Origin of the sequence: Polynucleobacter sp. AM-25C3 (assembly GCF_018882335.1) — a bacterium.
Classification (GTDB): Bacteria; Pseudomonadota; Gammaproteobacteria; order Burkholderiales; family Burkholderiaceae; genus Polynucleobacter.
This window is the reverse complement of the sequence record NZ_JACVOS010000003.1, coordinates 1-17,559: the sequence shown is the minus strand read 5'-3', so window position 1 is coordinate 17,559 and position 17,559 is coordinate 1. Positions and strand designations below refer to the sequence as shown.

The window sequence follows — 17,559 nt, the reverse complement described above, 5'->3', positions numbered from 1 at the left end:
CCCCTTATACCAAGCCACATCAAAACCAACTTCTGATGGTTTTTTGTTTAGGGGGACAATCCATGAGATTTTTGTTTAATATCAGCTAAGATTTACTCCTAAGAGTAATTTTCAATAAAGGTTTTAAATGAAACGTTTTATTCAAACTGCGTTTATCTCATTTGTCACTATTGGTACATTACACAACACGCAGGCAGCACCAAGCCAAGTTGCCGACACTATTTTTTATGGCGGCCCAATATTGACTGTAAATGCAAAGAATGATGAGGCTCAGGCGCTTGCAGTGCAGGGCGGCAAGATTGTTGCCGTTGGTTTCAAGGATGCGGTAACGAAAGACTGGAAAGCCAGCACAACAAAAGTGATTGATCTTAAAGGTCAAACACTTATGCCAGGCTTCGTAGAACCCCACATTCATATTGTGATGACAGCGATGACAGAGGTTCTCTGGCTCAATCTATCGAATTTCACGCCCAAATACGACACCATTGATACTCTCAGTCAAAAACTCAAGGTAAGGCTGAAGACCCTACCAAAGGGTCAATGGTTAGGGGCTTTTGGTGTTGATCCATCCCGTACGGAACCATTTATGGCCGAGTTAACTGCGGATGTTTTGGACAAAGTCTCAACAGAGGTGCCAATCGTCGTAATGAATCAATCCGGCCACATTTTGTATGTGAACCATAAAGCTTTTGAGGTTGCCGGCATTACCGATAAAACCCCTAATCCTGGGGACGGCGGTATTTATATGAAGGATGCTCAAGGTCGCTTGACCGGCGTGGTGGTGGAGGCATCAGCAATTCTCTCTATCTTGAAGCATGCGCCTACTCCATCTGAAGCTGAATTAGCGGCAGCTATGCGAAAAACAGCAAAGATGATTGCCTCAAGGGGCGTAACCACCTCAGCAGAAATCACTTTGGGTTTGATGTTGGGTCTAGATAATGAAGTAAAGCTATTTAACAGCCTCGTTCATAGCGATGATTTTCCATTGCGTGTTAGGGCATACCTATATGGCCCGCTGTTAGCTAATGGTACAAATGGCCTAAAGCCAAATGATGGTGATGATAAATTGCGTTATGTGGGCGTGAAGTTTGTTTCTGATGGCTCCACTCAAGGTATCACGGCAGCTTTAAATGAGCCCTACATATATCCTAAAGGGACTCAATTTCGGGGTAATTTAGATTACTCCGATGACCAAATTTATAAGATGACAAAGCCGATTTTTGATCAAGGTTGGCAGATTGCCACCCATGCAAATGGTGATCGGACTATTGAGCAAACTCTGAACACATATGCTAAGTTGTTGGCTAATTCACCTGATCCTAAAGCGCGCCGATTGCGTATTGAGCATTTCACTATCAACACCCCAGAACAAGTGAAGCGTGCAGTGAAGTTAGGCGTAATCCCGGGTTTTACTATTGGCCACGTGGATTATTGGGGCGAGGCATTTCATGACAAGATCGTAGGTCCAGAACGTGCTAATCGCATCGATCCGTCGGGCTCATTCAAAAAAGAGGGTGGACGATTTGCATACCATAGCGATTCGCCAGTCTCCAATGTGGGGCCCCTCAATTACATTTCTGAGGGTGCTGGTCGCCTATGGCAAAAAGCGCCTCGCAAAGTATTGGGGTCTGATGAACGTGTCACCGTTGATGACGCAATTCGTGCTGTAACTATCAACGCTGCTTATGCAATGTTCTCTGATGACAAGGTTGGTAGTCTTGAGGTGGGCAAGCAAGCTGACTTGGTTGTCTTGTCGGCAAACCCTAAAAAGACTCCTGTTGATCAAATCCGAAATATTCAAGTTAAGGAAACTTGGATTGATGGAAAAAAACAGGCTTGGTATTGAGATTGGGCCATGCTCCCTCTGACTCAAACAGGTTTAATGACAAGGTGGAGGAATACTCCACCAAAGACTGCTATGGGTCGATAAGCGCCCAATCGGTTAAGCTAACTTGGATGTCTCAAATCGGCCAATTAAGCGACATTAAGGCATTCCAAAACTGGACGGTTGGATGCGTTGGTTTGTCGGGTTATCCGACGGGATGACGTGGCTGATATTGACCCGTAACTACTATTTAATACTTTGGTAGTATCAATAGTGTTGATTCATCCATTCGATAAAACATGCCAATCTGAAGTTAAATTGAGATTTATATATGAAAAAGTTTATTTCATTAGTTTTGTGTGCTGGCATAGGAAGTCTTGTCATTTCTTGTGGCGGTAATGGAGATTCAAGTTCATCTGGTGCTACGGGTACATTCACTGCAACGGGCATGATGACGTCTCCTCGCTCGATGCCAACCGCCAATTTATTACTTGATGGGCGCGTGCTTGTGGCCGGCGGCGTAGGTTCTGGGGCAATTGCGGTTGCCTCAGCCGATCTCTACGATCCTGTCTCAAGGACATTTAGCGCAACGGGATCTATGAATAACCCACGCTATGGTGCCGCCTCTGTGCGACTTTTAAATGGACATATTTTCGTGGCAGGGGGTGAAGGTGTAAGTTTTACCGGTATTGACACTGTTGAAATTTATAACCCTACAGCTGCTACATGGCAAACGACGAGCAATATGAGTACTCCGCGTTTAAACCCCACTGCAACCATGCTAGATAATGGTAGGGTACTAGTGGTTGGCGGGTATGACTACGATAGCGCTTGTTGCGCACTTGCTAGCGCTGAAATCTATGATCCTGCAACGGGAATATTTTCTCCCACAGGGTCTTTAACGACTGCCCGTCGGAATCAAACGGCAACCTTACTCAATAACGGTAAAGTATTAATAGCTGGTGGCTACAACGGAGCCAATTTGGATGCCCCAGAAATTTACGATCCTGCTACTGGTGTATTTACTGCGACAGGATCAATGGGTCAACCTCGGCGCTATCCAACAGCCAACCTGTTATTGGATGGAAAAGTACTGATTGCAGGTGGATATGGTGTGAATGATGCCACTCTTGCATCTGCTAACTTGTATAACTCAGGAGCCGGTACTTTTTCTAATACAGGTTCAATGAACACTCCGACTGGTCGACAAACATCAACACTATTGATCGATGGCAAGGTTCTAATTGCTGGTGGATATGATGGAGTAAATGCACTTTCTTCTGCAGAGCTTTATGATCCAGCTGCCGGTACATTTTTAGTCACTGGATCTATGACGGTACCTCGCTGGCGTCAGGCTGAAGCACGTTTATTAAATGGAGATGTTTTGATAGTAGGTGGCGCAAATGCAGGTGCTGCACTTGCATCGGCAGAGACGTATACAAGAAAATAGTGATTGCAATGCGGGCATTGGGTCGTTTCCTGTCCATCGCAATTAATGAATCTGAGTGACTGCCCCTCACTTCATAACAGCCAACCCCCACCCGCCAACTGTCGTCTTAAACGACGCCTCAATCACGCCCCACCACCAAACCACAACAGAGCAGAGGATTAATACATCCCCGCCTCATCCCTCAAATATTCCCCATCACTATCCAATAACTACGCCCAACGCCACCCCATCCAAAAAGTGACAACACTACAAACGCAAATTGAGTGGGTGCTCTAGAGCGCGTCAGATCCAGTAGTTATGGGCTAGTAGGGGTGTAGTTGAGGCAGAATTTCAACAGCAGACCATAATTGGCAGCTTAGAAAGCAGTTTCATTTATAATTCCAACTCTTGGCCTGGTAGCTCAGTCGGTAGAGCAGAGGATTGAAAATCCTTGTGTCGGTGGTTCGATTCCGCCCCGGGCCACCAAGAATACAGGGCTACAGCCCGAAAGTGTGTCACAAAATTCTATAACACACTCTTTACACAGTTTTGAAATGGGTATACGCTGTAAAACATTACATTCAATGTTTATCAGCCTCGCAGAGCGATATGCCCAAAAAACTTTCAGTTCCTCGCAAAAATACAAACATCAATTCTGTAGCTATCAGCGACAACTTAATTCACCTACGCGATGGTGATGTTGTTCTCTACAAAAGAGAGAACAGCGACAAGTGGCAAGCACGATACAAACTAAAGAACAAATGGCATCGCATAAGCACTAAAGAGCGAAACGCTGACTATGCAGGTAAGGTAGCTTGCGAGGAATATGACAGAGCAAGATTTTTGGATGATGAAGATATTGTCATTACAAGCAAGAAGTTTGGTGCTGTTGCAAAAGTGGTTGCTGAGGGCTTGCAAGCACAGTTAGATGGTGGCAAAGGTAAGGTTGTATATCAAACCTACATCTCTGTTATTAACAAATACCTTATCCCCTTTTTTAAAAACTACAACATCAATGGAATTGACTATGAGGCATTGGTTAAATTTGATGAGTGGAGAGAAGAGGAGATGGGCAAGAAACCTCGTGCAAGCACCATCACCAATCACAACACAGCATTAAACAGAGTATTGGAATACGCTGTGGATATGGGGTATATGAGTAGAACCCATATCCCAAGCTTAAAGAATGATGGAAGCAAGAGCAAGCCTCGTCCTGCATTTAGTAAGAGTGAATATAAAAGTCTTACAAGCTTTATGGCAACTTGGTGCAAAAAAGGGCATATGCAACGCACTAAAGATATGCGTGAGCTTCTAAGAGACTATGTGCTAATACTTGCCAACACAGGTATGAGGCACGGCACAGAGGCGTTAAACCTAAAGTGGAAAAACATACAGTGGATAACCACAGATGGGGAGCGATTTTTAGAGATTACAGTGGATGGCAAAACAGGTAAACGAGAATTAATTGCAAGACATAACACGCAAGATTATTTAGAACGCTTACAGCTTCGCAATCCTGCAATTAGCAAATTAAGTTTTGATGGGTTGCTTAAGAAGCGTGTTGATGACTATGTTTTTAAGTTGAGGGATGGCACAACAAGCAACCACTTGAATGGCACATTTAGGCACTTAATGCGAGATAGTGGTTTGAATAAGAATGGTGAAAACAAGACTCTGTATAGCTTGCGACATACTTATGCCCACTTATCCTTATTAGAGGGTGAAATGGATGTGTATGAGCTATCAAAGCAAATGGGAACAAGTGTGCCAATGATTGAAAAGTATTATGGACATATAACACCTGCACACATAGCGAGAAAAGTTGCAGGAAAGCGTATGGGTAAGAGGAAGGTTGGTTGATATGGAGAATTATCTGCTTACAGCATTGATAACACTTGCATCAGGCTTTATTAGCTCATACATCACAATTAAGCTTGGCTTACACAGGGATTTGGTAAAAACTAAACGAGAGCGTATAGAAAAGTATGCAATGTCTTTAGTAAGTATTGACTATATGGTTGAGAAATTAAAAGAGCGATATTTGTTTAGTAAGGATGAGATAGAGATTGATGAGACGGCATTGGGGACTGTTGAGATGCTGACGAAACTATATTTTGAGGATATTAAAGATGAATTTAATAGCTTTAATTTGGCAATTAATACCTACAAGTCATATTTGTATCAAACCCAATATCAATTATTGGTTGCTCAGCAAGCAAGCTCAACCCCATTGATTAAATCAATACCAACCCAAAAAATGATTGATAGCGTCACAAATCAAGCTTTGATTATTTACGGAGAAAGAAATAAGCTATTAGATACTTTGACTAATAGATATGGTGCCTTAATAAAAAAAGGAGTTTTATGAAATATTTTGCGATTGCATTTCTATTCCTATCCACATTAGCATTTGCTCAAACCACCTACTATTCAGACTCCAATGGGATGCCATTAGGAACGGCACAAAGGAGTGGTAATACAACTTACTACTCAAACGCTAATGGAATGCCTATGGGAACTGCACAGCAAAGTGGTAATACAACTTACTACTCAAATGCTAATGGGATGCCAATGGGAACTGCACAATCACCACAGCCCATACAGCAATTTCAACAAGCACCAATGAATGCACCATCTGCACCAACATTTCCAACGAGTCCAATATTTCCAAGTAGTCCACGCGGGATGTAATTATGGACAAGGAGACGCATAAACAGTATTCGTTGAAGTTTGCTGAGGAGGCAGTGGAAAGTCTCAATAAGAGTGTTCAAGCTGAACAGCCAATGCCTAAAGATATCCTTGCTGAGATATTTGAAAAGAGTGATGAAGAGTTCTTATTGAGTTGTTACGAGATTCACAAAGAGTTTGAGGCAAAGGCAGGAAGGCAACCGCAAACAATAGAAGAATTTACGAAAGAGTTTTACAGAGAGAAAACTGAAGAAGAAGTAAAACAAGCAGAACAATTTCAAGACGAGATGGACACTTACTTAAGGCACAACGGTCCAATAGGCTCTCGTGCTCGCACTAAACCAAAATTAACTTTGTTTGCCAAACTTCAAAAGTTCATTCATAAACTTTTCAGTTAGCTTTTGATGTTCTTTGCCTAAATGGTTCAAATACTCAAGTGAATCAGTGCTTAAAGGATTAAGGAATTTAGTGTGCGAATTAGCAAATGCTTCTAAAGACTTTTGGATGTAATCGCTAAACATATCTCTTTGCTCTTCAGTGTATCCATATAAGCAAATAATCTTTTTAAGGAATTCGTCAGAGAATTGACTAAACAACTCTGTGTTTTCCAATACAAGACTAACAATTACAGGGCGAGTGACATCCTCTTTGGTTTTGGCATCAATAATTTTTAATGGGATGCCTTTAGCAATAAGGTTCTGCAATTCTTTGAATGCAATATATTCGCTTTCAAAGGTGTCATATAACCTTCTGCTTGCATACTTCTTAATGATTCTTTCTTTATCAGCCATAGCCTGAATGATACGGAATTTAGACAAGGTTTGCCTTAGTAGTAATGCTACTGTGTATGTAATGCTGTATTGAGGCTTTTTTGTGCCTTTGCAATCCTTTGTCTGTCTCGTTCTGCCTTAAGAGCCTTATTGGCATTATCTTTTTGAGTCTGCAATGCTTTGATACGAGCCTTTTCAGGTGTTAGTGGTTTGATGGTTGCAATCTCTTTAATTAGCATATTAGGCAATAGGTTGTGGTTGATGTGGAACATTTGAAGAGCCAAAGATTGCTTGGAATATTTTGTATGCCTGAGCTTGATTTTGAGCATAGAGAATTGTCTCAACCCACATACCACTTGCATTCACTATCGCTTTATATCTCTTCATATATTTATTTATTTTTTTCTTATATTTAGATGAGAAATTTGCAAGTAATTAAATTAACACCTTCAAAATAACATCACGCTTTTGTTCAAGTGTGTAGCCAACAGTCCCATAGGTATTAAATTCACTTCCCCCACTGCTATGCCCTGTAATACTCTCAGCAAGTCGCGTAGGTATGTCATTGCAAGCCTTCAACCTGTCTATGATTGCGTGCCTAAACATATGACTCTTAAAGTCAAACTCTTTTAAGGTTTTCTTAATAATTTGTGAACAGCTTGTATTGCCATTATGTCTTGCATAGTGTGGAATGAACCACTCGCTGTTTCTTCTTTGGGCAATCTTGTAGAGCTCTTTGGCAGCATCTAATGAAACTCCACACAACGGCACACAACGAATACTTGATTTTGTTTTTCTATCGCTTAATGCATTCTTCCTAACCCACAAGTGAGGAATGTCGTGCTCCAACACGCAATCTTCTAATCTTGCAAATAGAGGTTCAGATAGTCTAAATCCCGTATTAAGCTGTATTAGGGCAACAAGCTTGTGTGGGGTTGGCTTCTTTAGCAAGTGCTCTTTAACTTGATATATGAGTTCTGTAGTGATGGTTGGCATTGGACGCTTAACATCCCCTTCGCCCCTTATTTTTAGTGCCCTAAATGGACTTAGCCTATCTATATCTAAGTGCTTGAATGCAACATTCAACATAGCATTTAGCGTGTTGTTATGTTTGCGAATGCTTGTTGGGTTTAGCCCTCTTCCAAGCTGAAAATCTCTATATTGTGTGATGTGCCAATGCTTTAACTCATCTAAAGTTAAGTCACCAAAGAAATCTTTAAAGCTACGGAAGTGGTAGGAGGCGTGTTTTACAAATGTTGGGCGATGAGCAGAGGCACTTTCACTCATATAGATTTCAAAAGCATCTGTAATTGTGGGAAGCTTCCCATTCTTCTGTCTTGCCAAATGCTCGCTAATAACTTTAGCAATGAATTCTTCTTCAAAATTCATCCCATTGACATTGATTAATCGCTCTACCTTATCAAAGACAATGGGATGAGGTTTTACAACAATATTTCGCATAGTTCTATTTCAGTAAATTAAAAATAGCAGGCAATGACAAATGGGCAATTAATGCCCATTAGCCTATTTGCCAAATGCTTGTCGTGTTGCCAAGCTCATATCATTGATGGCATCGTCAAGCTCACCATTTAATACGGCAACCTTTAGCGACTTAAGCGTAGCAATAAGCTCATCGCCATTGTTAAGTTCAATCGCGTTCGCACCTTTTTTATTAAGTGGCAAAGTTTTTGCACCATACTTAACAGCTAAATTAATCTTGCCTGTATCACCAATCCAAAACCATTCACGCACACGCTTAACCGTTTCAACAGTCATACGCTCACCCGTGTGTTTATTTGTGTAACTCTTAAGCTTCTTTGGTGCAAAAGTATTGCCTGCTTTTTGAGCTTCACAAAGCTCAATTTGTTCGTGTAGCTTTGCACAGAGCTTATTGCGACGCATAACGATGGGTGCTACAGATTGATGCTTTTTACTGACAACTAATTTAAGTGCGTTTAATGTGCTCATTTTTTTCTCCTATAAGTTAATGGGCACACTTAATTTATTGCCTGAAAATGGACGAGGACAACCTCTATTTGCCTAAATAACCTACGAATAGATAAGAAAAAAGCTAATTAAGTATGGTTTTAATAGGGAGGGGGTAGGGGTAAAAGGCATCTGCCATCAAATCGCATTCATACGCTGAAAATGGCTTAAAACGATACCTTCGTAAGTATCTGATTTATATAAGAAAAAACACTTTATTTTCACCTTTTATTAGGTATAGATAAATAAAGATATGAACATACAACAAATAAGACAAAAAACAGCTTTTTCACCTAATGCACAGCCTACGCAAAAGGAGGCTACACGCAATTGGCTTAGTAGCATTCATAAAGACTATCCAATTGCTTTAACCCTTACCTTAAAGCAATTTATTGAAGTTAAAAACGATAAGGGAACTTACTTTAAGAAGATTGATAAGGATGACATCAGACGCATTGCCACACACTTTCAGCACAAATTAAACAGACAAATTTTTGGTTGTAGGGGTGCAAAGATTTATGGAATGAGCTTGAAGTATGTAGTTGTGATTGAAGGTGAAAGAACGCATAAGAATTTACATATACATATGGCTATTGGAGGTTTGCCTGACTATGTGAAATGGAATGAGATTGATGGTTTTGTTAGAAAAGCCAAATTAAGCGTTGATGAATTAGACCAACAGCACAAAGTTGATATTGCAGGAGATAGTGGGTGGATGGGGCAATACTTAACTAAGGAATTAGGAATAAAAGACACAGACAATGTGCTGTGGGATTTAGCGTAATACAGCACTACTGACTTAAGTTGTCTCTTGCTGATGGCACTTAAAGCTGAATGAAGCTTTAATTAGCGAAGCTTTGCTAAAAATTTAACAAACAGAAACAGCCATAAAAACCTCTAATGAAAATCTTCTGTAGAACTTAACAAAGCTAAGGTAAAAAATAAATGAAATTACTGAAAGCAATATAAGCAAAGTGATAATGTGAGTATTAAATCCATAGACGCAAAATGCCTTATAAAACACAACCCAAAAGAGAGATACTGAGAGCAAAGTGAGTGTTCTTAGAAAACCAAACAAGGCAACATAATTTTGCATTTTTGGTAGATGAGCTTTGGAGTTCTCAACAGCATAATGATAGAAATATCTAAAGAAGCCATCATTTGTGTTTGAAGAATAGTTGCCCGTATTGTTTATTAATGCATTTAACCTTTTATTGATTAGAGTTGAGAGATTTTCTTCAAGTCTTTTGGCATATGAAGTCCTAAGCGATAGCCACTTGCCCAATATCAATTCAGGTATTGATATTGGCAGGAGAGCAAGGAACATAGCAAATCTAACTATGTAGTGAATCCAACTTTTACCTCCAATATCAAAATAACCTTTAGTCTCGTCAGACAATAAGAACTTAGATGGAAATCCTAATGTCCATTCAGAGTATCTTTCTATAGTCATTGATGAGCAGTAGCTCAAAAAATGCCCACTAACATAAGCAATTAAGATGATTGGAATATATGAGCTTGTAGTTAAATCATTTATTGATTGGAGTTGTTCAGACAAGGGGGACGATGGAAGTGCCAAATGATTGCTTAAAACTAATATTCCAAATACAAATAGCAAGCCTGGTATCAGGTAGCCTAAAAAATCGTATAAAGAAAATGGATTTTGCTTAAGTTCCATAGTAGCCTTAGAAGATGGGGTTGACAAAGGCAGTCTAACAAAAGAATAAAAAGTATGAGAAAAATAAAAGACGAAACAAATAGCTATGTTGTGGGTGAAATGGCTTGTGTAGCTGTTTATTTCAAAAAGAAATTAAATGGAAGTAGTGCAAATTTATCCTTTGACTCAAAAATTAAGAGAGGAATGGATAAATGGGAGGGGCAATCAGCGTATGTAGATATAGACAATTTGGAGTATGTTGCAGTTGGTTGGCTTAATGAGGAAGAGCCAAACACCCATAAGCTATTTTCTGCATCAACGGCACAATTGGTAATTAGCTATGGCAGACAGGAGTGGCAGAGCAAACATCCATCACCACACGATATTTCATTTAGCGATAACAAGGCATTCATTAATTGGCAAGTTGAGAGTATGGATTATTTGAATGGCATCGCAAATGCCATCAATGCAAATAAAGAGCTAAGCGTGAAGATTGAGATTGCTTGTAATGACAAAAAAATTGGTGAGCGACTTAATGAAAAGGTGATTAAGGAAGATATCTACAAAATTTCAGTGATGTTTGACAAATGACTAAGACTGTTTATTACTTGACAGGAATGGGTGGACGCTTAGATAAGGGCTTAGGTAGAGGCTTGTTGGATAAGGGTTTCAATGTAAAGGGTAGAGAGTTATATGGTGATTTTAGAAAATATGACTTCCAACTTCAAATTGAGCTTATAGCCAAAGATTTAACCAATCTGTTTTGGGATGAGAGTTGTTGTGTTATTGCCAATTCATTTGGTGCTTACCTCTTTCTAAATGCACAAGCGATAATGAAACCTTATATTGGCAAGGTGATTTTGCTATCCCCAATAGTTGGTGAATTTTCTAACGAAGAAACCTTAACCACCTTTGTTCCACCTCGTGCAGGCAGGCTATTTGAGCTTGCTAAGGCTGATAAATTACCAACTCCAAAGAATTGCGAAATTTATGTTGGGGAAGAGGATTGGCAAAGTAACCCAAAGAGCGTTGTTAATTTAGGTGCAATGTTAGGAATTAAAGTAAACATTGTTCCTAAAGCAGGACATATGTTGCCTGTGGCATATGTTGAGAAGATATTGGATGGATTAATTTAATAAATGGCTGAATCATTTCGTCATTTGGAAATTCTTATATTTGGTATCAAAACCAATGGCTCTCATCAAGCAGTAATGTGAATAAGTCAAAATGAAAAAGCATCTTAAAAACGGAGTAATAGCCTTCTTAATCATCTATGTGTTGATGATGATTTGGGCTTCATTGGGTATGCTCTTTGACTATGAAGTGCCTAATTCACCAATTGCATTTACTTTGCAAAGACATTGGTTGCTTGCTTGGACAATTATTAGTTTGGTGTTTAGCTTTATGGTTATGGTGCTTGTAGCAATTAGCTCTCTACTTTTAGCTATGCTTAAAAGAGCAAGTAGCTAACTACACACCTCAAATCCACGCTACACAAGCTTAATTAGCATCAGCTAATAGCAATACAGCAGAGAAGTGCTCAAACAGCTTATAGACGCTGTATGCAAGTCTTCCAAATTCTGTGGGAGATAGACGACAAATTAACTAAATAATTCAATATAAGGAAAGTCACATTTCCTTATATTTCGTTACTTAGATAGCGTATCTCGTTGATTATTGGAAGGATTCTAATTTGTCGCTTAACAGTCTGAAAAAGGTAGGAAATTTAATAGTAAGAAAACATACTTACGACATAGCAAAACTTTGGTTAGGAAGAAAAACTATGTCTAAGCAAGCAAAAACACTCACACAAGCAGAAATACGCAGAGTATTGGATTACATCGCAACACGCAAACATAGCTTACGCAATAGAGCTATGCTGATGACAACTTATTTGAGTGGTATGAGGGTTGGAGAAGTTAGTAGTTTGCGATATAGCGATGTTGTTGATTCAGAGGGCAATATTCGCAATGAGATTAGACTAAGAGCAGAGCAAACAAAGGGCAATGAAGCTCGTGTTGTATTTGTTAATGAGAAGTTACGCAAAGAATTGGAACAATACATAAGTGTATATAAGCCCACAAACTTAAATCACAAGTTCTTTTATAGTCAAAAGCGTAATAGCGATGGAATGAATGCTAATACAGCTACTCAGTTCTTTCACTTCTTATATAAGAAGGCAGGTATTGAGGGTGGTTCAAGTCACAGTGGACGCAGAACCTTTATTACCAACTTAGCAAGTAAGGGTGTAGGGGTTCGCGTCTTAATGAGCTTGGCAGGACATAAAAATATAGGCACTACACAAGCGTATATTGATGTGAACGACGATATGAAACGAAAGGCTGTTGAGTTGGTTTAGATGAATTGATGGCAGGTAAATGCAATTTGCTTGTATGGGATACATTTTTTACTGATTCAGATATTTCATCCTCTTCATTTTCGTTGATTGCTATTTCGTCATCTAAAAAGTAATCAATAGCCTTTTTCTTTTTATTCTCAAAAACAGTTGCTGACTTGTTAATTCTCTCGTGTTTGATAATTATGTCTGTAAGTTCAAATTTACTATTGAACATTTCCTTGTTTGCCATAATGCGTGTAGTGACAACTTTCTTATTGATGCCTATGGCTACAAAAAGAAATACAGCACCCTCATTAAGCTGAAGATTAAAGTCTACCTTCCATACAGCATTGCCATCCTTGTCCAACATTGGAATAACTTTATCTGCAAACATATAGGGAAACACTTCACTCATTTTGCCTATTAGGTGTTGTTGATAGCTTTCAAATACTCCTTTTTCGCAAGCTATAAAAGTCTTTGAATAATCTTGCTTCCATTGGGCTGCACTAAAATCATATTTGTCAGTAGCTTTAATGTAGGCTTTAACAAGCTGAATGAATAAGTCTTCATTTTTCATTTTCATAATTTATCCTTTGAAATTTAGTATTGAATAACTCAAACCACAAGGGGTATTACCCCTTGTAGTGTTTATGCTCCAACGATTTCATACCCTCCATTTATACAAACCCACTGTTCAGTATGTTTTGCAATTAATTCAGCCACATCATCGCAATACTCTTCTGCTTGATATGTATCTCCAAATTGGTATCTGACAACATCAAGTAGTTTTGGTTTTCCATATCTGTAGTCACCAACCCTAATGTCTTCTTCAACCTCCCTTCTATCCCCCCAAACATTTTCTAAAAGATGTTTGTATAGAGAGTCTTCATATTCAAACTTGATTGGTTTAATTGGATAAACCACAAATACTGTTGATTCATTTTCGTAATTTGAAAGCATTTTTTTTCCTTAAAAAATAGCAAAATTGCTATATTGTTATCATCGCATTTTTCGACTTTTTACGACAATGCGACTTTTATAAGATTATTAAAGTGTTAGTGTTTTTCTTATTAGATGGTGGATTCCCCCATCTAATAAGCACCCATCACTAAGCCGCTAAGGGATAGAACTCAAAGTCACTTTCACTTAAAACCCCATCCAAAAACTCTGAGCAAATGTCAGCGATTTGTTTGCAAATGAATTCAGCCTTTTCAATCTCATTTGCATCTGCATAGCCATAGTTAATGCCAACTATCAACTCATCAGTAATGGCAAGACTTGCTTTGCCTTTAAGCTGAAGGTTAATAAGTAGCTTGGTTAGCTCCAAATAAAGCTCTTCCTTATGCTTTGCATTGATAAGAGAAACATCAATTTGGCTAAATTTAGAATTGCAACAACTGCATACTTGAACTAATTCACACATATAAAACTCCTTAATAAAAACAGCGAAATTGCTGAATTATTAGTATGCCCAAAAAGTGCTATTTCTTACTCTTTCACTTTTTTAAGAGTATTAAAGTGTTAGTATTTAGATTATGAAAGCTGACGAAAAACAACCCAAAAAAGATAGGCTAATTTTCTCCACTCAAAGTTATCCAACATTTGGTGGGAGGGGAAAGGTATTTGACGAAAATAATCCACCCTCTACAGTGGTTAGCAGTCCATATTATTGGTGGTTTATGTTTTTAAGACTGAATGCTGACTATCAAGCAACTTGTAAGGCAAATGGCAAAGGCAAATTTTCAAGCTTGTATGAAGACTTTGGTGACATCTATAAAGTGACTTTCAAAGAGTGGTGGATTAATAAAGCACATTTATTTTCTGAACCTAAAAAAGGCTACAGAATGATGGTTGCTAATAGCTTGGATGAGATTGCACCATTTAACAGTAACGAAGTGATTAACTTAGTGGTGCCACTGAATTGGGCACAGCGAAGTCTCAAAAAGAGTTTTACTCAATTAGTGCTGAAGAGAGTTGAAAAGGGGAAGAGAGGTGTTAGCGTTGTAGAGAGTAACGCAACATATCGCTTGGGTAGTAGATGGAGTATTGAGGCATTGAGTGCGGCATATAAAATTTACACTCTTAAAGAGCAGTTAAAAGATGGAAAAAAGGTAGCTTGGGCAGATATAGCAATTCTTGCTGAGCTTCCTTATGCAAAGAGAGAGAAAGCTATTTTGAATAAGAAAACACCAATGACTGTTGATATAAGAGCCACACTTACTGTTTTGGCTAATAGGCATTACAAAAGAGCAAAAGCATTTATAAATGCTTCAGCTTCAGCATCATTTCCAAAGTAAGATTACATAATAAAATCAACATTAGAAATTAACAGATGAGCCTTAAATTTATAGATTTATTTGCAGGAATTGGTGGAATGCGTATTGCATTTGAGGATGCAGGAGCAGAGTGCGTTTTGACTTGTGAAATTAATGAAGATGCTCTTACGACATATAAGGCTAATTTCAAAGGCAACTCTAATCATACCTATCACAACGATATTCTTACGCTCACTAAAAATATCGTTCCTAAACACAATATTCTTGTTGCAGGATTTCCTTGTCAGCCATATAGCATTGCAGGTTTAAGAAAAGGCTTGAAGGATGAGCGTGGTGGAGATGTATTTCTCTCTATTCTTAAAATTCTGAAAGAAAGAACACCTGATGCATTCCTTTTAGAAAATGTGAAGGGTATGCTTAATCACGACAAGGGTGAAACCTTTGCGTTTATGAAGAAATCGCTTGAAGACTGTGGATATTTCACAACCCATAAAGTTCTTAATAGTATGGAATACGCTAATGTCCCTCAAAATAGAGAGCGTGTCTTCTTAGTTGGGTTTAGGGATGAAGCCAAACTTAAAAAATTTACATTCCCATCTGAAGTAAAGCTCACAAAAACAATACACGATTGCTTGGAAACTGAACAAGTTGCAAAAGAGTTCTATTACGACAATCGTTATGATTGCTTTGCTGAAATCCAAAAGTCCATAAAGTCGCGTGACACCATATATCAATGGAGACGACAGTATGTGCGTGAAAATAAGAGCAATGCTTGTCCAACATTGACAGCAAATATGGGCACAGGTGGACATAATGTGCCACTTGTTAAGGATGATTTTGGCATTCGCAAATTGACACCACGCGAAACAGCGAACTTTCAAGGCTTCCCTAAGAACTTCAAATTACCCAATTTGGCTAACAGCAAGCTGTATCATCAATTTGGAAATAGTGTCACAGTTCCATTGATAACAAAGATAGCAAAACAAATCGTTAAGGTTTTGTAAATAATGGCTGATGCCAAATTTGACTTTGATGTTGAAAAGTATGCCAACCTACTAAAGGCTGTGGCATCTATGTCTCGCTTATACAGCGACAACAACAAAGCATTTATTCATTCACGCTTTGTAGAAAAACTATATGTAGAGTGTGCGAAAGCTACAGACTTATCTCGCAGTGATATGTCGTTTGACGCAATCCTTCATAAGGATATTGGGGTTGGTGTTAAAACCTTTCTTGCTGACAATATCAATATAGGTAAGTCTGAAAAGGTTGCTGAATTTACTAAGAATGCTTCATTGGGTGATTTCATAGGGCTGAACCACTCAGCGTATGCAAAAAAAGCTTCTGAGCTTAGAAATAATCGCATTATTTCTGATGCCAATGAGTATGCAGTTGATATTAGCAAGTCTATCTATCACTGTTTAGTAAGAACAAATGATGGTGCATTGATACACGAAGAGCCATATAGGCTTGTTGATACTGACAATATTAAGCCAACTGATAAATTTGGGAATGAGATAGCAAGTTTCTCAGAGGTAGATAAAGGACATTCCTATTTCACAGATGGAATCTCTAAATATAGATACGATGTAGCAAAAAATGTTCTGTATAAAAAATTTGAACTGAATGAATATAAGAATTCTGAGCTTATAACGCTTGATATATATGACGATATCTTTCAAAAGATATTGAAGTGGACAAATTTAGCCCCCACCAAGCAACAAGCAATACAAGTAATCGAAGCTGTTCAGCCAAAATTTATACAGCCTGTGAAAGCAGACTATGTTGTGCTTCCTTTGTATAGCACTAAGAGTGGTAGCAAGAGAGAGGTGCAGGAAAAATCAGGCATCAATCAATGGAATGCAGGTGGCAGGGAAAGAAAGTTTGGTGAATCCTACATACCAATTCCAATGGCTATACACGATGCTCACCCTAATTTTTTCCCACCCAAAGATGTTAAGTTCAAGCTAACACTACCAAATGGAAAAGTTATATCAGCAAAGGTGTGTCAAGAAAATAACAAAGCATTGATGTCTGACCCAAATACTGATTTGTGTGAATGGCTTTACACAATCATAGATAAAAATTTGGATATAGCTAAAAAACGATTTGCTGAAGAGCGTCCATATACATATGATGATTTGCGTGAGGTTGGCAAAGACTCAGTAAGGGTGATAAAGGTTGATGGTGAGAGTAATGCATACAAGCTTGAGTCATCCAACTTGGGTTCGTATGAGGAATTTATAAACCCAACTACTGATACAGAGGTTGATGAGGAATGAATTTTAATATCTAATAGCTCGCAAATCCTTATATTATATGGGTTGTATGCGTAACACAGTTTGTCGCACATAACACAAAATAAACTTTTGAAGCTTATAAAATATAGGCTTTACGCTACCAAATGTCTTGAAAATCCTTGTGTCGGTGGTTCGATTCCGCCCCGGGCCACCAAGAAACACCGGTACGTACCGGACACATGCTTTACGTCCGGTACCGACCACATGGTTTACACCTTTACCAATCACATCCCCAATACTTTGGGACCAAATGGGTTTTCTAGGGCCTGTACCCGAGAAGACTCCATATC

22 protein-coding genes and 1 tRNA gene are annotated in these 17,559 nt (G+C 38.7%); 15 read left to right on the top strand and 8 right to left on the bottom strand.

What is annotated here, in order from left to right; all coding sequences use genetic code 11:
* The first annotated feature begins 127 nt into the window (after positions 1-127).
* From ICN12_RS02320 to ICN12_RS02290, 7 genes are all read left to right on the top strand, one after another.
* Entirely contained in the window at positions 128-1,846 is a 1,719-nt protein-coding gene (locus ICN12_RS02320; protein ID WP_216270480.1) for an amidohydrolase, read from the top strand.
* 310 nt (positions 1,847-2,156) lie between these two features.
* On the top strand, positions 2,157-3,275 hold the full coding sequence (locus ICN12_RS02315; RefSeq protein ID WP_216270479.1) for a Kelch repeat-containing protein: 1,119 nt from the start codon (positions 2,157-2,159) through the stop codon (positions 3,273-3,275).
* 389 nt (positions 3,276-3,664) lie between these two features.
* Positions 3,665-3,740 (top strand) — tRNA-Phe (locus tag ICN12_RS02310).
* A gap of 123 nt (positions 3,741-3,863) precedes the next feature.
* The gene (locus ICN12_RS02305) at positions 3,864-5,114 is read left to right on the top strand and encodes a tyrosine-type recombinase/integrase (protein WP_216270478.1); all 1,251 of its coding nucleotides are present in this window, start codon (positions 3,864-3,866) and stop codon (positions 5,112-5,114) included.
* Positions 5,107-5,622, top strand: coding sequence for a hypothetical protein (locus tag ICN12_RS02300; RefSeq protein ID WP_216270477.1), 516 nt, complete (start codon positions 5,107-5,109; stop codon positions 5,620-5,622). The genes ICN12_RS02305 and ICN12_RS02300 overlap by 8 nt, the downstream gene beginning before the upstream one ends.
* The gene (locus tag ICN12_RS02295; RefSeq protein WP_216270476.1) at positions 5,619-5,945 is read left to right on the top strand and encodes a hypothetical protein; all 327 of its coding nucleotides are present in this window, start codon (positions 5,619-5,621) and stop codon (positions 5,943-5,945) included. The genes ICN12_RS02300 and ICN12_RS02295 overlap by 4 nt, the downstream gene beginning before the upstream one ends.
* Positions 5,946-5,947: 2 nt before the next feature.
* Positions 5,948-6,340 (top strand): hypothetical protein, encoded by a 393-nt coding sequence (locus ICN12_RS02290; RefSeq protein ID WP_216270475.1) that lies wholly within the window; start codon positions 5,948-5,950, stop codon positions 6,338-6,340.
* Here the strand turns inward: ICN12_RS02290 and ICN12_RS02285 are convergent.
* From ICN12_RS02285 to ICN12_RS02270, 4 genes are all read right to left on the bottom strand, one after another.
* Positions 6,290-6,733, bottom strand: a complete 444-nt coding sequence (locus ICN12_RS02285) for a polyhydroxyalkanoate synthesis regulator DNA-binding domain-containing protein (RefSeq protein WP_216270474.1) — start codon at positions 6,731-6,733, stop codon at positions 6,290-6,292. The genes ICN12_RS02290 and ICN12_RS02285 overlap by 51 nt on opposite strands.
* A gap of 47 nt (positions 6,734-6,780) precedes the next feature.
* Positions 6,781-7,041 (bottom strand): hypothetical protein, encoded by a 261-nt coding sequence (locus tag ICN12_RS02280; RefSeq protein WP_216270625.1) that lies wholly within the window; start codon positions 7,039-7,041, stop codon positions 6,781-6,783.
* 106 nt (positions 7,042-7,147) lie between these two features.
* On the bottom strand, positions 7,148-8,173 hold the full coding sequence (locus ICN12_RS02275; RefSeq protein WP_216270473.1) for a tyrosine-type recombinase/integrase: 1,026 nt from the start codon (positions 8,171-8,173) through the stop codon (positions 7,148-7,150).
* Between the two features lie 63 nt (positions 8,174-8,236).
* The gene (locus tag ICN12_RS02270; RefSeq protein ID WP_216270472.1) at positions 8,237-8,680 is read right to left on the bottom strand and encodes a DUF6641 family protein; all 444 of its coding nucleotides are present in this window, start codon (positions 8,678-8,680) and stop codon (positions 8,237-8,239) included.
* 271 nt (positions 8,681-8,951) lie between these two features.
* On the opposite strand from ICN12_RS02270, the gene ICN12_RS02265 reads away from it, so the two are divergent.
* A complete protein-coding gene (locus tag ICN12_RS02265; protein ID WP_216270471.1) occupies positions 8,952-9,482 on the top strand; it encodes a hypothetical protein in 531 nt (176 codons plus the stop codon).
* Between the two features lie 84 nt (positions 9,483-9,566).
* Here the strand turns inward: ICN12_RS02265 and ICN12_RS02260 are convergent, their stop codons facing one another.
* Entirely contained in the window at positions 9,567-10,376 is an 810-nt protein-coding gene (locus ICN12_RS02260; protein WP_216270470.1) for a hypothetical protein, read from the bottom strand.
* Between the two features lie 54 nt (positions 10,377-10,430).
* On the opposite strand from ICN12_RS02260, the gene ICN12_RS02255 reads away from it, so the two are divergent.
* From ICN12_RS02255 to ICN12_RS02240, 4 genes are all read left to right on the top strand, one after another.
* A complete protein-coding gene (locus ICN12_RS02255) occupies positions 10,431-10,946 on the top strand; it encodes a hypothetical protein (protein WP_216270469.1) in 516 nt (171 codons plus the stop codon).
* Positions 10,947-10,963: 17 nt separating this feature from the next.
* Positions 10,964-11,491 carry an alpha/beta fold hydrolase gene (locus ICN12_RS02250; RefSeq protein ID WP_216270468.1) on the top strand — a complete coding sequence of 176 codons (528 nt, stop codon included), beginning with the start codon at positions 10,964-10,966 and terminating at the stop codon, positions 11,489-11,491.
* A gap of 91 nt (positions 11,492-11,582) precedes the next feature.
* Positions 11,583-11,825: a hypothetical protein gene (locus ICN12_RS02245; protein ID WP_216270467.1), complete on the top strand. Its 243-nt coding sequence runs from the start codon at positions 11,583-11,585 to the stop codon at positions 11,823-11,825.
* Positions 11,826-12,138: 313 nt separating this feature from the next.
* On the top strand, positions 12,139-12,714 hold the full coding sequence (locus ICN12_RS02240) for a tyrosine-type recombinase/integrase (protein WP_216270466.1): 576 nt from the start codon (positions 12,139-12,141) through the stop codon (positions 12,712-12,714).
* Here the strand turns inward: ICN12_RS02240 and ICN12_RS02235 are convergent.
* The 3 genes from ICN12_RS02235 to ICN12_RS02225 form a co-directional block, all read right to left on the bottom strand.
* On the bottom strand, positions 12,653-13,276 hold the full coding sequence (locus ICN12_RS02235; protein ID WP_216270465.1) for a hypothetical protein: 624 nt from the start codon (positions 13,274-13,276) through the stop codon (positions 12,653-12,655). The two genes, ICN12_RS02240 and ICN12_RS02235, sit on opposite strands and share 62 nt — an antisense overlap.
* 65 nt (positions 13,277-13,341) lie before the next feature.
* On the bottom strand, positions 13,342-13,653 hold the full coding sequence (locus ICN12_RS02230) for a hypothetical protein (protein ID WP_216270464.1): 312 nt from the start codon (positions 13,651-13,653) through the stop codon (positions 13,342-13,344).
* Between the two features lie 148 nt (positions 13,654-13,801).
* Entirely contained in the window at positions 13,802-14,116 is a 315-nt protein-coding gene (locus tag ICN12_RS02225; protein WP_216270463.1) for a hypothetical protein, read from the bottom strand.
* Between the two features lie 112 nt (positions 14,117-14,228).
* Here ICN12_RS02225 and ICN12_RS02220 point away from each other — a divergent pair, with 112 nt between their 5' ends.
* The 3 genes from ICN12_RS02220 to ICN12_RS02210 are packed head-to-tail and all read left to right on the top strand — an operon-like array spanning position 14,229 to position 17,251.
* Positions 14,229-14,990, top strand: coding sequence for a hypothetical protein (locus tag ICN12_RS02220; RefSeq protein WP_216270462.1), 762 nt, complete (start codon positions 14,229-14,231; stop codon positions 14,988-14,990).
* Positions 14,991-15,025: 35 nt separating this feature from the next.
* The gene (gene dcm, locus ICN12_RS02215; RefSeq protein WP_216270461.1) at positions 15,026-15,973 is read left to right on the top strand and encodes a DNA (cytosine-5-)-methyltransferase; all 948 of its coding nucleotides are present in this window, start codon (positions 15,026-15,028) and stop codon (positions 15,971-15,973) included.
* Between the two features lie 3 nt (positions 15,974-15,976).
* Positions 15,977-17,251 (top strand): phospholipase D-like domain-containing protein, encoded by a 1,275-nt coding sequence (locus tag ICN12_RS02210; protein ID WP_216270460.1) that lies wholly within the window; start codon positions 15,977-15,979, stop codon positions 17,249-17,251.
* The last annotated feature ends 308 nt before the right edge of the window (positions 17,252-17,559 follow it).

Excerpts from the sequence above, each read along its gene's own strand:
- ICN12_RS02320 (WP_216270480.1), top strand. The coding sequence starts at position 128 with ATGAAACGTTTTATTCAAACTGCGTTTATCTCATTTGTCACTATTGGT.
- ICN12_RS02315 (WP_216270479.1), top strand. The coding sequence starts at position 2,157 with ATGAAAAAGTTTATTTCATTAGTTTTGTGTGCTGGCATAGGAAGTCTT.
- ICN12_RS02305 (WP_216270478.1), top strand. The coding sequence starts at position 3,864 with ATGCCCAAAAAACTTTCAGTTCCTCGCAAAAATACAAACATCAATTCT.
- ICN12_RS02295 (WP_216270476.1), top strand. The coding sequence starts at position 5,619 with ATGAAATATTTTGCGATTGCATTTCTATTCCTATCCACATTAGCATTT.
- ICN12_RS02290 (WP_216270475.1), top strand. The coding sequence starts at position 5,948 with ATGGACAAGGAGACGCATAAACAGTATTCGTTGAAGTTTGCTGAGGAG.
- ICN12_RS02285 (WP_216270474.1), bottom strand. The coding sequence starts at position 6,733 with ATGGCTGATAAAGAAAGAATCATTAAGAAGTATGCAAGCAGAAGGTTA.
- ICN12_RS02280 (WP_216270625.1), bottom strand. The coding sequence starts at position 7,041 with ATGCTCAAAATCAAGCTCAGGCATACAAAATATTCCAAGCAATCTTTG.
- ICN12_RS02275 (WP_216270473.1), bottom strand. The coding sequence starts at position 8,173 with ATGCGAAATATTGTTGTAAAACCTCATCCCATTGTCTTTGATAAGGTA.
- ICN12_RS02270 (WP_216270472.1), bottom strand. The coding sequence starts at position 8,680 with ATGAGCACATTAAACGCACTTAAATTAGTTGTCAGTAAAAAGCATCAA.
- ICN12_RS02265 (WP_216270471.1), top strand. The coding sequence starts at position 8,952 with ATGAACATACAACAAATAAGACAAAAAACAGCTTTTTCACCTAATGCA.
- ICN12_RS02260 (WP_216270470.1), bottom strand. The coding sequence starts at position 10,376 with ATGGAACTTAAGCAAAATCCATTTTCTTTATACGATTTTTTAGGCTAC.
- ICN12_RS02255 (WP_216270469.1), top strand. The coding sequence starts at position 10,431 with ATGAGAAAAATAAAAGACGAAACAAATAGCTATGTTGTGGGTGAAATG.
- ICN12_RS02245 (WP_216270467.1), top strand. The coding sequence starts at position 11,583 with ATGAAAAAGCATCTTAAAAACGGAGTAATAGCCTTCTTAATCATCTAT.
- ICN12_RS02240 (WP_216270466.1), top strand. The coding sequence starts at position 12,139 with ATGTCTAAGCAAGCAAAAACACTCACACAAGCAGAAATACGCAGAGTA.
- ICN12_RS02235 (WP_216270465.1), bottom strand. The coding sequence starts at position 13,276 with ATGAAAATGAAAAATGAAGACTTATTCATTCAGCTTGTTAAAGCCTAC.
- ICN12_RS02230 (WP_216270464.1), bottom strand. The coding sequence starts at position 13,653 with ATGCTTTCAAATTACGAAAATGAATCAACAGTATTTGTGGTTTATCCA.
- ICN12_RS02225 (WP_216270463.1), bottom strand. The coding sequence starts at position 14,116 with ATGTGTGAATTAGTTCAAGTATGCAGTTGTTGCAATTCTAAATTTAGC.
- ICN12_RS02220 (WP_216270462.1), top strand. The coding sequence starts at position 14,229 with ATGAAAGCTGACGAAAAACAACCCAAAAAAGATAGGCTAATTTTCTCC.
- dcm (WP_216270461.1), top strand. The coding sequence starts at position 15,026 with ATGAGCCTTAAATTTATAGATTTATTTGCAGGAATTGGTGGAATGCGT.
- ICN12_RS02210 (WP_216270460.1), top strand. The coding sequence starts at position 15,977 with ATGGCTGATGCCAAATTTGACTTTGATGTTGAAAAGTATGCCAACCTA.